Genomic DNA, 15,106 nt, shown 5'->3' with positions numbered 1-15,106 from the left:
AACTAATCAATGCACTCTAAAACCGGAAGAGCCCTTTTGACGAGAGACTCGTAGTTTCGGGCCATGTATTCGACGATTTTCCATTGAATGGGTGTGAGGTGGATGCGTGAGTCATCCACGTAGACACTTGATTGGGCAAGGTCGAGGCGCAACCGGTTATCCGAGGAGACGAGTACGGGGTTCACTCGTTCGGTGGCGAAGGCGGTGGCGGCGCGGCGTAGGGCGGATCGGAGCCGGGCGAGCAGCTCACCAGTGGAAAATGGTTTGGTGACGTAGTCGTCGGCGCCCTCGTCGAGGGCGTTGATCTTGCCCTCTTGTTCATGGCGGGCGGAGACCACGATGACGGGCACAGTCGACCATGTGCGCAGCGAGCGCAGGACTTCTAGACCAGACGTGTCCGGAAGGCCGAGGTCCAACAGAACTGCCTGGGGTTGCCACTGCCCAGAGAGCTTCAGAGCGGAGGCTGCTGTCTTTGCAACGCGAACGTCATACCCCCGCGCCTTGAGGTTGATTGAAACCGCAAGGGCTAGCGGATGGTCGTCTTCAACGATAAGGATGCGGGGCCCTTGGTCGGCTTCGGGTGCCGCAGGGGAGGAATGGAGTTGGGGCACTACTGCTTTCCACCTTCGGGTGTAGGGGCACAAGGCATTTCGATGACAATGGTCGCACCGCCACCGGGGGTCTCGGCGGGGTAGATCTGTCCACCCATGGCTTCAGTGAAACCACGGGCCACGGCCAGACCTAGGCCGAGCCCCAAGGCGTCGTCTGATAGCCGCTGGAAAGGCAGAAACAAGCTATCCCACTGGTCTCGAGGAATTCCAGGGCCGTGATCAGCAATCCTAATCTGTACGATGTTATGGTCGTCGCGACGGCCGGAGGGCCCGATTGAAGCGGCATCGTCGGCCACGACGGAGGAAGGAGCGTCCTTTGCGTGGGCCACGCTAGCCAGGAGTGCTTGGTGTGCCTCGCGCGCCGTGATGTCGATATGGGTGCCTGCGCCGTGGTTGGCCGCGTTGGCGATGACGTTTGCTAGTACGCGCTGGACGAGGCCGTAATCCGCGAGGATCGGGGGCAGCGTGACAGGGATGTCCACACGCACGCGTCCTGCGGAGACGCTGTGCTCATCGAGCACAGCGTCGACGATGTCCGCGACATCAATAGCCTGCGAGTTTGGTCGAAGCATCCCCGTTTTGAGTCGAGACATGTCAAGCAGATGATTGATAACTATCTCGAGACGGTGCGCCGAGGACTCGATGGTGTTGATGAGGGCCTGGCGGTCAGCCTCAGAGATTTCGACGTCGCCGAGCGTGAGTCCGGAGACTGCCGTGGTGATGCCAGCTAGCGGCGTTCGTAGGTCGTGCGAGACTGCGGTGAGCAGCGTGGAACCGACTCGGTTGGAGGATTCCAAGGCTGTGGTCGCCCGTCGCATCGCTTCCATTTCTTGCCGGTCGAGAATGGCGGTAATGCGAGCACCGTGGGCTTCGATCATATCGATCTCAGACGGGCTGAGCTCCCGGTTGCCGATGACTAGGCGCAGTGAGTCACCGATCCCCACGTGGTTGACGGATTCACCGGCGCGACTTTTCTTCTGTGCCACAGCTACATCCGGGGACTCCGCGTTGGACTCGATGGTCCACCACTTCTTGTCTTCACTGGAATAGCGCTGAAGGAGGACCGTGTCCAACAAAAAAGTCTCGCCGAGTCGCCGCAAGAGTGATTTAAGATCCGCCCCCTCGTAGATGACGCCGCGCGCAAGGTCTGCCATGATGACGGCCTGTGTTTGACGTCGTTTCGCTTCGTCTGCGCGCCGTTCAGCGTAGTCCACGATATACGCCACGGTCAGAGCGATGATGATGAAGAAGCCCACTGAGGCTATCGACTCCGGCTCGGTAATACTCAACGTGTGGATGGGAGCGGTAAAGAACCAGTTGGCCAATAGCGAGCCACTGACGACCGCGAGCAGCGCCGGCCACACGCCGGCCGCGACGGCGCTAAAGACCACGATGGTGAGAAATCCCAGCAGGATGGGGCTCAAGAACTTTTCCTCCGGATTAAAGAGCAACATGAGTACCGTAAACCCCGGGGGTAAGAGCACCGCCGCAAACCAACCGGCCAGTAGGCGGACCCGGCCGAAATTCGCGCCTCGCCGAGGCCGTTTGGGCCGGGGGGCATCCGACGTGGACAGGGAGACGATGTGGACATCGATCGTGCCCGAGCCATCGATGACGCGCTCGGCAACACCATTGGCAAGAGTGTGCCCCCAGCGTGGCCGGCGGCCGATAACCAATTGCGACGCGTTGATAGAGCGTGCGTATTCCAACAGCGTGCCGGCGACGTCGTCGCCGATGAGCACGCGCCACTGGCCATTGAGATCTTCCACCAGCTCTTGCAGTCGGCGCAGCGAGGAAGGGGTTTGGTTGGAGGTCAACCCCTCGTTGTTGGCGACGTAGACCGCCACCATTTCTCTGCCCGAAACTCTTCCTGCGATACGGGCGGCGCGCCGAATGAGTGCTTCGGACCCGTCGTTGCCCGGCACCGCTACTATGAGGCGCTCCCGGGTCGGCCACGTCGAGTCGATCTCGTGGTTCTCGCGGTAGGCCGCGAGACCTTCTTCGACCTTGTCGGCCAACCACAGCAGCGCCAATTCGCGCAGGGCAGTCAGGTTTCCCAAGCGGAAGTAGTTCTCCAGGGCCTTGGTCGCCATGGCTCCGTGGTAGATCTCGCCCCGCGAGAGCCTGATACGCAGCGAGTCGGGGGATAAGTCGACCAGCTCGATGCGGTCGGTATCGCGGAGCACCTGGTCGGGGATGGTTTCACGCTGCCGGGTGTTTGTGACCGCCGCTACGACGTCGTTGAGCGATTCGAGGTGCTGGATGTTGAGCGTTGAGATGACGTCGATCCCAGCGTCAAGCAGCGTGTAGACGTCCTGCCACCGCTTTTGCGAGACTTCTGTGGCTGCGAACTCGGCATCGCTGGTGACGACGGTGTGCGCGAGCTCGTCGACGAGAAGCACGTCTGGAGCAAGTGCCAAGCAGGCGTCGACATCTAGCTCTTCGAAGACCCGCCCGCGATAGGTGGTTTTCTTTCGCGGGATGACGGTTAATCCCTCGACCAGTTCCGCGGTGCGTTTCCGGCCGTGCGTTTCTACGACGCCGACCATGACGTTAAGCCCCTGCCGCTGTAATTCATGTGCTTCGTTGAGCATGGCGCAGGTCTTGCCCACGCCGGGGGCAAAGCCAAGGTAGACTTTGAGTTTTCCACGGTGGCTGTGGGTTGGCTCGAAGGGCGCAGAGTCGGTAGTCGCTCGAGGAGACTCAGAGGCAGACATAGTTACCAATTATATCCTTGGGAGTGTTTGTTCTGGGCGGCGTGTGTCGAGGGGAGAAAGACGAAGACAGACCCCCGGCAGGCACGGGGCGAGAAGAGGATTACTCGGCGACAAGCTTAGCGAGGTCGTAGTTGAGTGTGACTACGTTGACGGCCACGCCATTCGGGCTTCCAGTAAAGGAGTTCATGAACCCTACCTGGTTGACCTTGATAAGCTGACGGAGATCGTCCTCGCCTAGGCCGGTGGCCTTGGCTATGCGTGGCACCTGGATCTCGGCGTACGCGGTGGAGATGTGCGGGTCAAGGCCGGAGCCGGAAGCCGTGACGGCATCGACAGGCACGTGGTCTTCGCTCACGCCCTCGCGGGCAGCGACCTCTGCGCGGCGCTGAGCAATCTCGTCCTGATATTCCTGCGAGACCACGGCAGCGTTGGACGCGGACGAAGACATAGCGTCCCAGCCATGGTCGCCTGCGGCGGACGGCCGCGGCTGGAACCACTGGTCTCCCTCGACGGGGTTGGCGATGAGGCGGGAGGCGACGATCTCGTTGTTGGTGTCACGTAGGAGGCCACCGTTGGACTTATCCGGGGATAGCTTGCCCACTCCGACGAGGACCATGGGATAGACAAAGCCCAGTACGAGCATCATCACCAACAGTGCTCGCAACGCAGTCCATTGCGCGCGGACGTTGAATCCCGTGCTAAAAGGACTTGCGCTGGCAGCGTGGGACAGATCCGGGTTGCTCCCGAATTCATCCGAGCGCGTCAGGTCGTGGCTGACGGGCTCATCCGTTGCTGTTGAGTGTGCCCTCGCGGAATGTGGAGTCTGAGGAGTGTGCATGGTTTAAATTCCTAACCCATTACCAATAATGAGGTCGATGATCTTGATGCCAATGAACGGGGCTACGAAGCCACCGAGGCCGAAAATGAGCAGGTTGCGGCGCAGCAGTGCGGAAGCACTGGCCGGGCGGTAGGACACGCCCTTGAGCGCCAACGGAATGAGCGCCACGATAATGAGCGCGTTGAAGATGACAGCGGACAAGATGGCCGAGGCCGGAGAGTGCAGGTGCATGATGTTGAGGGCTCGCAGTCCCGGAAATGTCGTGATGAACATCGCCGGTATGATGGCGAAGTATTTTGCTACGTCGTTCGCGATGGAAAAGGTTGTCAGGGAGCCACGCGTGATGAGCAGCTGCTTGCCGATTCCCACGATGTCGATGAGCTTCGTCGGGTCTGAGTCCAAGTCGACCATGTTGCTAGCTTCCTTGGCGGCGGTCGTACCGGTGTTCATCGCCACGCCCACGTCAGCCTGCGCCAACGCCGGAGCATCGTTGGTGCCGTCACCGGTCATAGCCACCATGTGACCACCAGCCTGCTCCTTTTTGATGAGCGCGAGTTTTTGGTCCGGAGTGGCCTCGGCGAGAACGTCGTCGACGCCGGCTTCCTTGGCGATGGCGCGAGCGGTCAGCTCGTTGTCACCGGTGATCATGACGGTACGAATGCCCATCTCGCGCAGCGTCTTGAAGCGCTCGACCATGCCGTCTTTCACAATGTCCTTGAGATGGATAACACCGAGAACACGTGACAAGGAGGAATTGGCGGTCGCTTCATGAGGATCGGATCCGGGCTCCGGGGCGTTAATGAGCTCGGCGACCACGAGTGCGGTGCCGCCGCCTTGACTAATTGAGTTGACCACGTCCTCGGTCTCTGCCGGAACAGTGCCGCCGAGCTCGCGGACAGTTGTCATGATCTGCTTGGCCGCGCCCTTGACGATCATTTCGGAATCGCTGAGTTTCACCCCCGACATGCGGGTCTGCGCAGTAAATGCGATGAATTCGAGGGTGCGAAAGTGTTCCTCTGGCATTTCACCTCGGGCGGCTTCCGCCAGCTTGACAATGGAACGTCCCTCCGGGGTCTCGTCGGCCATGGAGGCAAGCTGCACCTTGTATATAAGCTCGTCTTGGTCGTACCCGCCCACAGGAATTACGTTCACGGCCTGGCGGTCGCCGACCGTAATCGTGCCCGTCTTGTCAAGTAACAGAGTGGAGACGTCACCGGCAGCCTCGACAGCACGCCCGGACATGGCCAGCACATTGTGCTGCACCAGACGGTCCATGCCGGCGATGCCGATGGCGGATAACAGCGCGCCGATGGTGGTTGGGATCAGGCAGACCAACAAGGCGACAAGAACCAGGGGATCCTGCGTCGCACCATTGAAAGCTGCGGTCGGGGCTAGCGCCATGACAACGAGCAGGAATATCAGGGTCAATACGTTGAGGAGCGTGGACAAGGCAAGCTCGTTCGGGGTCTTCTGGCGATTGGCGCCTTCGACTAAACCGATCATACGGTCCATGAAGGACTGACCGGGCTCGTTGGTGATCTTGATCACGACCCAGTCAGACAACACGCGGGTACCACCGGTGACTGCGCACCGGTCGCCTCCGGATTCTCGGATGACTGGGGCGGATTCGCCGGTGACGGCTGACTCGTCCACGGAGGCCGCCCCAACGATGACGTCGCCGTCGGCTGGAATGGTCTGACCGGTTTCTACGAGGACGACATCCCCTTTGACCAGCTCGGTTGAGGGGACTTCTTCGCTCTCGTAGTTGGCCGGGCTCAGCTCATCGTTGGTGCGGCCGGAGCCGGACCCGGCGGTGACGAGGACCGTGGAGGTGATGCGACGGGCAGTGGTGGTCGTCCGCGATCGACGTAGGGCGTCCGCCTGAGCCTTGCCGCGACCTTCTGCGAGGGCTTCGGCAAACGTCGCGAAGAACACCGTGGCCCAGAGCCAGAGAGAAATGGAGAAACTAAACAGAGTCGGTTGGGTACAGGCGATGATGAAGGTGAACACAGCGCCCACCTCTACTAAGAACATCACCGGCGTTTTAATGAGCTCTTTCGGGCTCATCTTGCGCAGAGCCAAAGGCACCGTGGCCTTGAGCTGCTTTGCGGAAAAAGCAGATGTGGTCGAGCTCATAGTGTAGCCTCCGAAATCGGTCCTAGGACGAGAGTGGGAAGGAATGTCAGTGCACCGACGATGAGGACGACGCCTATCAGCAGGCCGACGAATAGCCCGCTGTGCGTCGGCAGAGTGCCCGAAGTCGTCGGGATGATGCGTTGCTTGGCCATGGCGCCGGCAATTGCCAGGACCATAACGATGGGCAGAAAACGTCCCAACAGCATGCACATACCGAGGGAGATGTTGAACCACCAGGTGTCTGCCCCGAATCCGGCGAATGCCGAACCGTTGTTGTTGGATGCGGAGGTGAATGCGTAGACCAGGTCGCTAAAACCGTGCGGTCCCGCCGCGGATAAAGAGTCTGGGGTGCTTGGCAGAAGGACGGATAGTGCCACTCCGCCCAGCACGAGGGTTGGCATCACGAGGATGTACAGGCAGACTTTTATCATTTCGCCGACGCCAATGCGCTTTCCCAGGTATTCCGGTGTGCGCCCGACAATAAGGCCGGCGATGAATACCGACAGAATGGCCATGACCAGCATGCCGTACAACCCAGTGCCGACACCGCCCGGAGAGACTTCGCCGAGCAGCATATTTAAGATGAGAAGGCCGCCGCCGAGAGGAGTGTAACTCGAGTGGAATGAATCAACTGCGCCGGTCGACGTCATTGTCGTTGTCACCGCGAACAGCGCAGACGGGATGGTACCAAGCCGCACTTCGCGACCTTCCATGCCGCCGCCGATAGCGTCGGAAGCAGTGGCCTCGAAGACGGTGACGGAAGCGAGTGACAGGAAGTACAACACCGCCATGGCGGAAAGAATGGCGTAGCCCTGGCGGGTATCGCGGACCATGAGACCGAATGTGCGAGTGAGGGACACCGGAATCACAAGGATGAGGAAGATTTCCAGGGCGTTGGACCACACGGTCGGGTTCTCGAATGGGTGGGCCGAGTTCGCATTGAAGTATCCGCCACCGTTGGTACCAAGTTCCTTGATGACTTCTTGGGAGGCCACAGCGCCGCCGGGGATGGTCTGGGTAGCGCCGGTAACGGTGGTAAAAGTCACCGGGGGTTGCAGGTTTTGGATGACTCCCTGGGTCATGAGAAACAGCGCGCCCAAGGTTGCCATGGGCAGGAGGATGCGCAGACAGACGCGGGTAAGATCCACCCAAAAGTTACCGATGCGCCCGTCGCCGTGACGGGCCGCGAACCCTCGGATAAGCGCAGCAGCAACGGAAATGCCTACGGCACCGGAGACGAAGTTTTGGACCGTCATGCCGAGCATCTGCGTCAGCTGTGACATCGCAGCTTCACCGGAGTAGGACTGCCAGTTGGTATTGGTTGTAAACGAGACCGCGGTATTCCACGCTTGGTCCGGATCTACTGGGCCCATGCCGTGCGCCCACGGCAAGTACTGCTGGAGGCGTTGCAGTAGGTACAAGACAATGATCGACAACATGGAGAAGGCTAAGAGGCTACCGGCGTAGCCGCGCCAGGTTTGCCGGGCGGAAGAATCTACCCCCAACACCTTGTAGATGACCGTCTCTATCTTGAGATCGTTGGCTCCTGTGAACACCTTTGCCATGTACCCGCCCAGTGGGACGTACAGCATGGCGAGGAGCGTGAATACCGCGACGAACGGGATATACCCGCCGATAACCCCGGTCATGAGAAGTCCTCAGGGTGCAACAGAGCGATGAGCAAATAGATGACAGCCGCGATTCCTAGAATCGTGCCTACAGTAAGTTCCCAGGTCATAGCTTATCCACCACCTGAGCTATCCATTGAATGGTAACGAACAGCACAATGGTGGCAAGCGTCAAAATTATGTCGAATGCCATGGATTGATCAAAGCACCCATCGGCACCGCTACATCTGGGTCTTAACGAGATTTTGACATCTACGCTCAGGGAAGAGCTAGTCTGCGACGAGCGGCTCCATCGTGAGGTCCGGGTGTTCCTTCTCCACGAAGGCGAGCTTCCACTTATCGCCGAACAGCGCGATGAGCTCGCCGTCGGTGCGGGTGAAGATTTCCACGCCGCGCTGGCGGCCGAGTTCCTCGGCGGAGGCAGCGTCGGTGCGGCGGGCGACGGAGTAGGGGATGGGTTCGGTGACGGTCTCGACGTTGTACTCGACTTCCATGCGGGCCTGCATGACCTCGAACTGCATGGGGCCGACGGCGGCCATGACGGGGGCGGCGTCGCCGCGGATGTCGTTGCGCAGGATCTGCACGACGCCCTCGGCGGCGAGCTGGTCCAAGCCCTTGCGGAACGCCTTGTAGTCGCCCAGCGACTTGGCACGCAGGATGCGGAACGCCTCGGGCGCGAACTGGGGCATGGGCTTGAATTGGACCTTGCGGCCGTTGTAGATGGTGTCGCCGGGAGCGAGTGAGCCGGCGTTGACGAGGCCCACGATATCGCCCGGGTAGGCGGTGTCGATGGTGTCGCGCGTGCGGCCGAAGACAGTGAGCGCATACTTCGTGGAGAAGCTGCGGCCTGATTGGGCGTGGGTGACCTGCATGCCGCGGTCGAACTCGCCGGAGACGACGCGCATGAACGCCAGGTTGTCGCGGTGCTTGCGGTCCATGCCGGCCTGCACCTTGAAGACGACGCCGGAGAAGTCATCGGTGACCTCGCGGACCTCGTCGATGGCGGTGGTGGATGCCTCGACGGCCTTGGGATCGGACTCGCGGGAGCGCGGGGCCGGGGCGATGGCGCAGAGGGTATCGAGAATCTGGTGGACGCCGAAGTTGAGCATCGCGGAGGCGAAGATGAGCGGCGAGGTGACGCACTGCTCAAACAACTCCTGGTCGTGGAGCGCGCCGTCCATGGCGAGCAGCTCGGCTTCCTCCACGGCGGTGTCCCAATCGGAGCCTTCGCGCGCGGCGGCATCGGCAGGCTGGAAGTGCTCCTCCGGAGCGATGGTGGAGCCGCCGGCGGTGCGGATGAAGTGGATGTACTCGTCCGCCTCGCCGTCCGAGTTGATGTGGGCCAGGCCCTTGAAATCACCCGCGATGCCCACCGGCCAGTAGAGCGGAGTGGGCTGGAGCTGGATCTCGTTGACGATTTCGTCGACCAGCTCGAGCGGCTCGCGGCCGACGCGGTCCCACTTGTTGATCACCGTGATGATGGGCAGGCCGCGGGCCTTACAGACGCGGAAGAGCTTGAGGGTCTGGGTCTCGAGGCCCTTGGCGGCATCGATAAGCATGACTGCGGCGTCGACGGCGGTGAGCACGCGGTAGGTATCTTCAGAGAAGTCCGCGTGGCCAGGGGTATCGACGAGGTTGATCATGAAGGGTTCCCCTTCATGGTCTTCAGGTGCGTATTCGAACTGAAGAGCCGAGGACGCGACGGAAATACCGCGGTCCTTCTCCATCTCCATCCAGTCAGAGACCGTGGCCTTGCGGTTGCCCTTGCCGTGGACCGCGCCGGCCTCGTTGATGACGTGCGCATGGAGGGCCAAGGCCTCCGTGAGCGTCGACTTACCGGCATCCGGGTGGGCGATGACGGCGAAGGTGCGGCGACGGGAGGCCTCATTGGCCACGGTGGAAGAACTCATGGCCTCTACCTTAGCGGGAGGGACTTACCATTCCACATTCAGCCGGCGGCCGAGATCGTCAAAGAGGCGGCGCGCCACGGAGAGCTTCTTCGCGATGGGACGTTGCAGGCCTGGACGCCGTTTGTCGTTGTAATACTCGCCCGGCTCGAAGTGCACGCCGGGCGTGCCGAGGAGGAAGAACGCCAAGTTATCGCCGCCGGAAGATGGCTTGCCAAAGAAGCGGTGAGCGAGCTTCGACGCGTAGATCTTTTGCACCGCGCCCGTGCCGGACTGCGCGAAGTTCGTGGCGAGCACGCCAGGGTGAAAGGCCACGGCGTTGAGTCCTTTACTCGCGAGATATCTCGCGAGCAGGATATCGCCCAGCTTCGCGTTGCCGTAGGCGCGCTCGCGGCTGAAGTTCTGGAAGGTATTGGGGTCCGCGGCATCGAAGTTGCTCATGAGCATGTTTGCTACCGATGCCGTCTGCACCACCGTCGCCGCTTCCTTTCCCAGCTCTGGGTCCGGGGTGAGTTGTTCGCGCAGGAGCGAGGTGAGCAGGAAGGGGGCGACGACGTTGACCTGCCACGTGCGCTCGAAGCCATCTGCGGTGCGGAAGGGGCCGTCAAAGACGCCGCCCGCGTTATTGGCGAGGGCATCGATGTGGCCCAAGTCTTGCAGTTCCTCGGCGAGACGGCGGACCTGGCCCAAGGACTCAAAGTCCGCGAGGTGGTAGCGCGCGCCGATTTCGCTCGCGACGGCCCGGGTCTTCTCCGGGTTGCGACCGACGATGACGAGGGTGTGCTTGTTGTTCATGCGCTGCAGCTTGCGGGCCGCGGCGGCGCCGATGCCGTCCGAGGCGCCGGTGATGACAATCGTCTTGGATGCAGTCTGGTCGCTCATGGTTGTCGAGATTACGCGTGCGAACTGCTGCGCGCCGGGCTTAGCGCGAATGGATGTCGTTCTGCGCGGCGTTCAGGCCGCGAGCAACGATGAGCCGGGCGCCGCGGGCGGCCGTGGCGATGGCGGTATCGAAGTCGTGGCCGTCGTCGACAGGCCCCAGCACCCAGTCGGGAATGGGCTGCGGCGCGGACTTGGCCGGGCGGCCGATGCCGATGCGCACGCGCAGGTAGTCGCGGGTGCCCAGGTGCTCCGTGAGCGACTTGAGTCCGTTGTGGCCATTCTCGTTGCCGCCGAGCTTGAGACGTAGCTTGTGCGCGGGCAAGTCGAGCTCGTCGTGGCAGACGATGACGCGGTCCGGCCCGACGCCGAGCGCTGTGGCGAGCGGGCCGATGCCCTCGCCCGAGAGGTTCATAAACGTCGTTGCGCGCGCCACGACGACGGGCGTGCCATTGATGTCGATCTGCGCGGCCTCGGCTTTGATGCCGCGCACGGGGGCGAGCACGTCCCCGGCGTCAGCGAGGAGATCGTCGATGGCCATGTAGCCCACGTTGTGGCGCGTCGCCGCGTAGCGTGCACCCGGGTTGCCGAGTCCCACGATGAGCCATTCGGCCTGCAAGGATGCCAGGTCGAGCGCGACCGGCCCCTGCGTGTCGGGTGCGCCAGCGCCGCCGAAGAGCGCGCGAATCTTCGAAATAAAACCAACCATGCGTTCCAGTCTCGCACGTAGGATGTCCGCATGAGTACTCGCGTGATCGATTCCTTCCCGTCGCCTGTCAGCGTCGCCCCCATGGCCGGCGGCCCCACCACGCCCGCCCTGGTGCGTGCTGCCGATGCCGCCGGCTCATTCAGCGCCCTTGCGCTCGGCACGTCGCCTATGAACGTCGTCGCGCAGCAGCTCGACGCTATGGAGGGGGCGCGCTTTGGGCTCAACCTCTTCCACCCGCAGCCGCCGCTCACCAAGGACCTGTGGGCGGCCGCGCAGACCATCTCGGATGAAGAGGGCGTTGTGCTCGGCCACGTGGATTACACGTTTGGATGGCATGAGAAGCTCGCCCTCGCACTGGCGCACGACAACCGTCCCGCCGTCATCTGGTCGATGTTCGGAACCTTCAGCGACGAGGAAATACAACGCATCCACGAAGCAGGAATCGAGGCGTGGACGACGGTGACGACGGCGGCCGATGCCCTCGTGGCCGCGCGCCGGGGCGTCGACGTGCTCTGCGTCCAGGGCGCCGACGCAGGCGGGCACCGCGGGACGTGGACCATCGAGGAAGAACCGGACTGGCGGCCGCTGCGTGAGCTCGTTGCGGACGTCCACGCGGCACTCGAGGCCGAGGGTTTTGCCATTCCGCTCATCGCGGCCGGCGGCTTGCGCGACCACGCGGACGTTGAGGAGGCCCTGGGCTGGCCCGGCGTGGCCAAGGTGAGCTGCGGCTCGGCGTTCCTGCTCGCGGAGGAGGCGGGGACATCCGAAAGCAATCGCGAGCTCATAGCGAGCGGCGGGGAGACGGTCTCGACGCGCGCTCTGTCCGGACGCTACGCCCGTGGGCTCGCGACGGACTACACCCGCACGCACCCAGACATGGCGCCCATTTACCCGCATTTGAGCCCGCTGCTCAAGACGCGACGTGCGCAGAAGGACCCTGCGGTGGCCTATTGTCTCGTGGGCGTGGAGCCCGAGCGACTCGGCGGGGGTAGTGTGGCGGAGATACTTCAGCGTCTTTAGTAAATTGCGTGCCCGGTTCGGATATTATGTGTTGTTGCATTAACCCCTTTTGCGCACTCTATGTGACAACCCCATGAGTAAAGGATTGATTGAAGTGACCGGAAACGCCCAGGTTGGCCACGACGACTGGAACGAGCGCATCGAGCGCGCTCAGAAGATGATCCCGCTGCTGCACACGCTGCGCCGCTCCAACGTCGTGACGTCGATCTTCGGCTCGCTGCTCGAGGGTGTCACTGACATCGACATTGTCAAGGCACACCGCTACGCCCGCCGCGTCGCCGGCGAGGAACTCTCCACCGCGCAGACCCTCCCCATTCTCGAGGTTCTCGTCGACCTTAACCTGGCCTCCGTGTCTATCGATCTGGGCCAGCTCGCGCTCGACTTCGCCGATTCCGGCGAGACCGACCTGCGTGCCTTCGTCGAGTCCGCCCTCGCCGACGTCATTGGCAAGGACACCCAGAAGGAGCCGGTCGATGTCGTGCTCTACGGCTTCGGCCGCATCGGCCGCCTGCTTGCCCGCATCCTCATCGCTCGCGAGGCCGCCTACAACGGCGTGCGTCTGCGCGGCATCGTGGTCCGTAAGAAGGGCGACGGCGACATCATCAAGCGCGCCTCCCTCCTGCGCCGCGACTCCGTCCACGGCGCCTTCAACGGCACCATCTCCGTCGACGAGGAGAACGAGGTCATCTGGGCCAACGGCACGAAGATCCAGATGATCTACGCCAACGATCCGGCATCCATCGACTACACCGAGTACGGCATCGACAACGCCATCCTCGTCGACAACACGGGCGTGTGGCGCAACCGCGAGGGGCTCGAGCAGCACCTCAAGTCCAAGGGCATCGCTCGCGTCCTGCTCACCGCTCCGGGCAAGGGCGACCTGAAGAACATCGTCTACGGCATCAACCACGGCGACATCGAGGACACGGACAAGATCCTGTCTGCCGCATCCTGCACCACGAACGGCATCACTCCGGTGCTCAAGGTCATCAACGACCGCTACGGCGTCGTCCACGGCCACGTCGAGACCGCGCACTCGTTCACCAACGACCAGAACCTCATCGACAACTTCCACAAGGGCCCGCGCCGCGGCCGTGCCGCTGGCCTCAACATGGTGCTTACGGAGACCGGCGCTGCCAAGGCCGTCTCCAAGGCCGTGCCGGAGTTCGAGGGCAAGCTCACCGGTAATGCCATCCGCGTTCCTACCCCGGACGTGTCCATGGCTGTGCTCAACCTCGAGCTCGCCAAGGAGGTCGAGGCCGACGAGGTCAACGACTTCCTGCGCAACGTCTCCCTCCATTCGGACCTGCGCCAGCAGATTTCCTACATCGCCTCCCCGGAGGTCGTTTCCTCGGACTTCGTCGGCTCCACCCACGCGGGCATCGTCGACGGCCTGGCGACCATCGCCTCCGGCAAGCACCTCGTGCTCTACGTGTGGTACGACAACGAGTTCGGTTACTCGAACCAGGTCATCCGCATCGTCGAGGAACTCGCCGGCGCACGCCCCACGGTTCTCCCGACGCGCAAGTCCGCCGCTGAGCTCTAAGCGCTAGATGCACAAGGCCGCCCCGTCGAATTCGCTTCGCGGGGCGGCTCGTTGATCTTCGCGACGTCGAAAGTTGTTTATGCAGTGAAATAGCCATTTCGCCCGAATAAGAATCCGATTTGTCGAAAAATCGGAGCTAATTCGGGCGAAATGGCTATTTCAGTGGCGTGGGAGGCTAGTCCTTCTTCTTGCCTGACTTCTTAGCGGCCTTCTTAGCCTTTTTAGCCTTCTTCGCGGCGGCGACCTTGTCGCGCTCCAACTCGGAGGCGACGTCGGGGACGTAGGAGAAATCATCGCGCGGCGGACGCTCGTACTCTTCGCCGCTCTCGTCCGGGCGCTCCGGGATTTCCGGCACATCCTGCGGGACGTGCTGGTACGGAATCGTCTTCAGGATGTGGTTGATGACGTTGATACGCGAGCGCTTCTTGTCCTCGGATTCCACGGTGTACCACGGCGCGGTGGGCGTGTCCGTGTGGACGAACATCTCGTCCTTCGCGCGGGAGTAGTCCTCCCAGCGGGTAATGGACTGGAGATCCATGGGGGAGAGCTTCCAGCGGCGCAGCGGATCGTTGCGGCGGGATTTGAAGCGGGCGATCTGCTCTTCGTCGGAGACGGAGAACCAGTATTTGAGCAAGATGATGCCGTCTTCGACGAGCATGCGCTCAAGGACCGGCGCCTGGTGAAGGAAGCGCACGTGCTCCTGCGGGGTGCAGAAGCCCATGACGCGCTCCACACCGCCGCGGTTGTACCAGGAGCGGTCAAAGATGACGATCTCGCCGGCGGTGGGCAGCTTTTCGATGTAGCGCTGAAAGTACCATTGGCCGGACTCGCGATCGGTGGGCTTGGGCAGCGCCTCGATGCGGCACGTGCGGGGGTTCAGGTACTGGGTAATGCGCTTAATAGCGGAACCCTTGCCAGCGGCGTCGCGGCCTTCCATGATGATGACGACGCGGGCGCCGGTCTCGACGACCCACTGCTGCATCTCGACGAGCTCGGCCTGGAGACGCTTGAGTTCGGCCTCGTAGGCTTCCTTGTCGAGTTTGGCGGGCTTGGTGCGCTTTGTATTCTTGCTCATACTTAACAGCTTATTAGCGGAACTTTAGACATGCGAAAAC

The 15,106-nt window shown here is 62.1% G+C and carries 12 protein-coding genes; 2 read left to right on the top strand and 10 right to left on the bottom strand.

The genetic code is table 11. The annotated features are described in order from the left end of the window. Positions 1-2: 2 nt before the first annotated feature. The 9 genes from HMPREF3227_RS04315 to pth all read right to left on the bottom strand — a co-directional run bounded on the left by HMPREF3227_RS04315 (position 3) and on the right by pth (position 11,425). On the bottom strand, positions 3-611 hold the full coding sequence (locus HMPREF3227_RS04315; RefSeq protein WP_066510546.1) for a response regulator transcription factor: 609 nt from the start codon (positions 609-611) through the stop codon (positions 3-5). Further along, complete coding sequence (locus HMPREF3227_RS04310) at positions 611-3,328, bottom strand: DUF4118 domain-containing protein (RefSeq protein WP_066510543.1); 2,718 nt, start codon at positions 3,326-3,328, stop codon at positions 611-613. Before HMPREF3227_RS04310 ends, HMPREF3227_RS04315 begins: the two co-directional genes overlap by 1 nt. Positions 3,329-3,428: 100 nt before the next feature. Then, positions 3,429-4,166 carry a potassium-transporting ATPase subunit C gene (locus HMPREF3227_RS04305; protein WP_082750250.1) on the bottom strand — a complete coding sequence of 246 codons (738 nt, stop codon included), beginning with the start codon at positions 4,164-4,166 and terminating at the stop codon, positions 3,429-3,431. 3 nt (positions 4,167-4,169) lie between these two features. After that, the gene (kdpB, locus tag HMPREF3227_RS04300) at positions 4,170-6,302 is read right to left on the bottom strand and encodes a potassium-transporting ATPase subunit KdpB (RefSeq protein WP_066510539.1); all 2,133 of its coding nucleotides are present in this window, start codon (positions 6,300-6,302) and stop codon (positions 4,170-4,172) included. Continuing rightward, positions 6,299-7,951, bottom strand: a complete 1,653-nt coding sequence (kdpA, locus tag HMPREF3227_RS04295; protein WP_066510538.1) for a potassium-transporting ATPase subunit KdpA — start codon at positions 7,949-7,951, stop codon at positions 6,299-6,301. Before kdpA ends, kdpB begins: the two co-directional genes overlap by 4 nt. Beyond that, on the bottom strand, positions 7,948-8,040 hold the full coding sequence (locus tag HMPREF3227_RS13975; protein ID WP_066510536.1) for a potassium-transporting ATPase subunit F: 93 nt from the start codon (positions 8,038-8,040) through the stop codon (positions 7,948-7,950). Before HMPREF3227_RS13975 ends, kdpA begins: the two co-directional genes overlap by 4 nt. A 159-nt stretch (positions 8,041-8,199) precedes the next feature. Next, positions 8,200-9,840: a peptide chain release factor 3 gene (locus HMPREF3227_RS04285; RefSeq protein ID WP_066510533.1), complete on the bottom strand. Its 1,641-nt coding sequence runs from the start codon at positions 9,838-9,840 to the stop codon at positions 8,200-8,202. A 24-nt stretch (positions 9,841-9,864) separates the two neighbouring features. After that, on the bottom strand, positions 9,865-10,719 hold the full coding sequence (locus HMPREF3227_RS04280) for an SDR family NAD(P)-dependent oxidoreductase (RefSeq protein WP_066487486.1): 855 nt from the start codon (positions 10,717-10,719) through the stop codon (positions 9,865-9,867). Between the two features lie 40 nt (positions 10,720-10,759). Further along, positions 10,760-11,425: an aminoacyl-tRNA hydrolase gene (gene pth, locus HMPREF3227_RS04275; protein WP_082750248.1), complete on the bottom strand. Its 666-nt coding sequence runs from the start codon at positions 11,423-11,425 to the stop codon at positions 10,760-10,762. Positions 11,426-11,455: 30 nt separating this feature from the next. Here pth and HMPREF3227_RS04270 point away from each other — a divergent pair, with 30 nt between their 5' ends. Then, positions 11,456-12,445 (top strand): nitronate monooxygenase, encoded by a 990-nt coding sequence (locus tag HMPREF3227_RS04270; RefSeq protein WP_082750246.1) that lies wholly within the window; start codon positions 11,456-11,458, stop codon positions 12,443-12,445. Positions 12,446-12,539: 94 nt separating this feature from the next. Beyond that, the gene (locus HMPREF3227_RS04265) at positions 12,540-13,991 is read left to right on the top strand and encodes a glyceraldehyde-3-phosphate dehydrogenase (protein ID WP_066487489.1); all 1,452 of its coding nucleotides are present in this window, start codon (positions 12,540-12,542) and stop codon (positions 13,989-13,991) included. A 175-nt stretch (positions 13,992-14,166) separates the two neighbouring features. Here HMPREF3227_RS04265 and ppk2 read toward each other — a convergent pair whose 3' ends face one another. Next, positions 14,167-15,066 (bottom strand): polyphosphate kinase 2, encoded by a 900-nt coding sequence (gene ppk2 / locus HMPREF3227_RS04260; RefSeq protein WP_066487492.1) that lies wholly within the window; start codon positions 15,064-15,066, stop codon positions 14,167-14,169. Positions 15,067-15,106: the final 40 nt, after the last annotated feature.

The organism is Corynebacterium sp. CMW7794 (genome assembly GCF_001563605.1).
Classification (GTDB): domain Bacteria; phylum Actinomycetota; class Actinomycetes; order Mycobacteriales; family Mycobacteriaceae; genus Corynebacterium; species Corynebacterium phoceense.
Note: the sequence above shows the minus strand (reverse complement) of the source record. Positions and strands in the feature narration are given on the sequence as shown.

Excerpts from the sequence above, each read along its gene's own strand:
- HMPREF3227_RS04280 (WP_066487486.1), bottom strand. The coding sequence starts at position 10,719 with ATGAGCGACCAGACTGCATCCAAGACGATTGTCATCACCGGCGCCTCG.
- HMPREF3227_RS04270 (WP_082750246.1), top strand. The coding sequence starts at position 11,456 with ATGAGTACTCGCGTGATCGATTCCTTCCCGTCGCCTGTCAGCGTCGCC.
- HMPREF3227_RS04310 (WP_066510543.1), bottom strand. The coding sequence starts at position 3,328 with ATGTCTGCCTCTGAGTCTCCTCGAGCGACTACCGACTCTGCGCCCTTC.
- ppk2 (WP_066487492.1), bottom strand. The coding sequence starts at position 15,066 with ATGAGCAAGAATACAAAGCGCACCAAGCCCGCCAAACTCGACAAGGAA.
- HMPREF3227_RS04305 (WP_082750250.1), bottom strand. The coding sequence starts at position 4,166 with ATGCACACTCCTCAGACTCCACATTCCGCGAGGGCACACTCAACAGCA.
- HMPREF3227_RS04285 (WP_066510533.1), bottom strand. The coding sequence starts at position 9,840 with ATGAGTTCTTCCACCGTGGCCAATGAGGCCTCCCGTCGCCGCACCTTC.
- pth (WP_082750248.1), bottom strand. The coding sequence starts at position 11,425 with ATGGTTGGTTTTATTTCGAAGATTCGCGCGCTCTTCGGCGGCGCTGGC.
- kdpB (WP_066510539.1), bottom strand. The coding sequence starts at position 6,302 with ATGAGCTCGACCACATCTGCTTTTTCCGCAAAGCAGCTCAAGGCCACG.
- HMPREF3227_RS13975 (WP_066510536.1), bottom strand. The coding sequence starts at position 8,040 with ATGACCTGGGAACTTACTGTAGGCACGATTCTAGGAATCGCGGCTGTC.
- kdpA (WP_066510538.1), bottom strand. The coding sequence starts at position 7,951 with ATGACCGGGGTTATCGGCGGGTATATCCCGTTCGTCGCGGTATTCACG.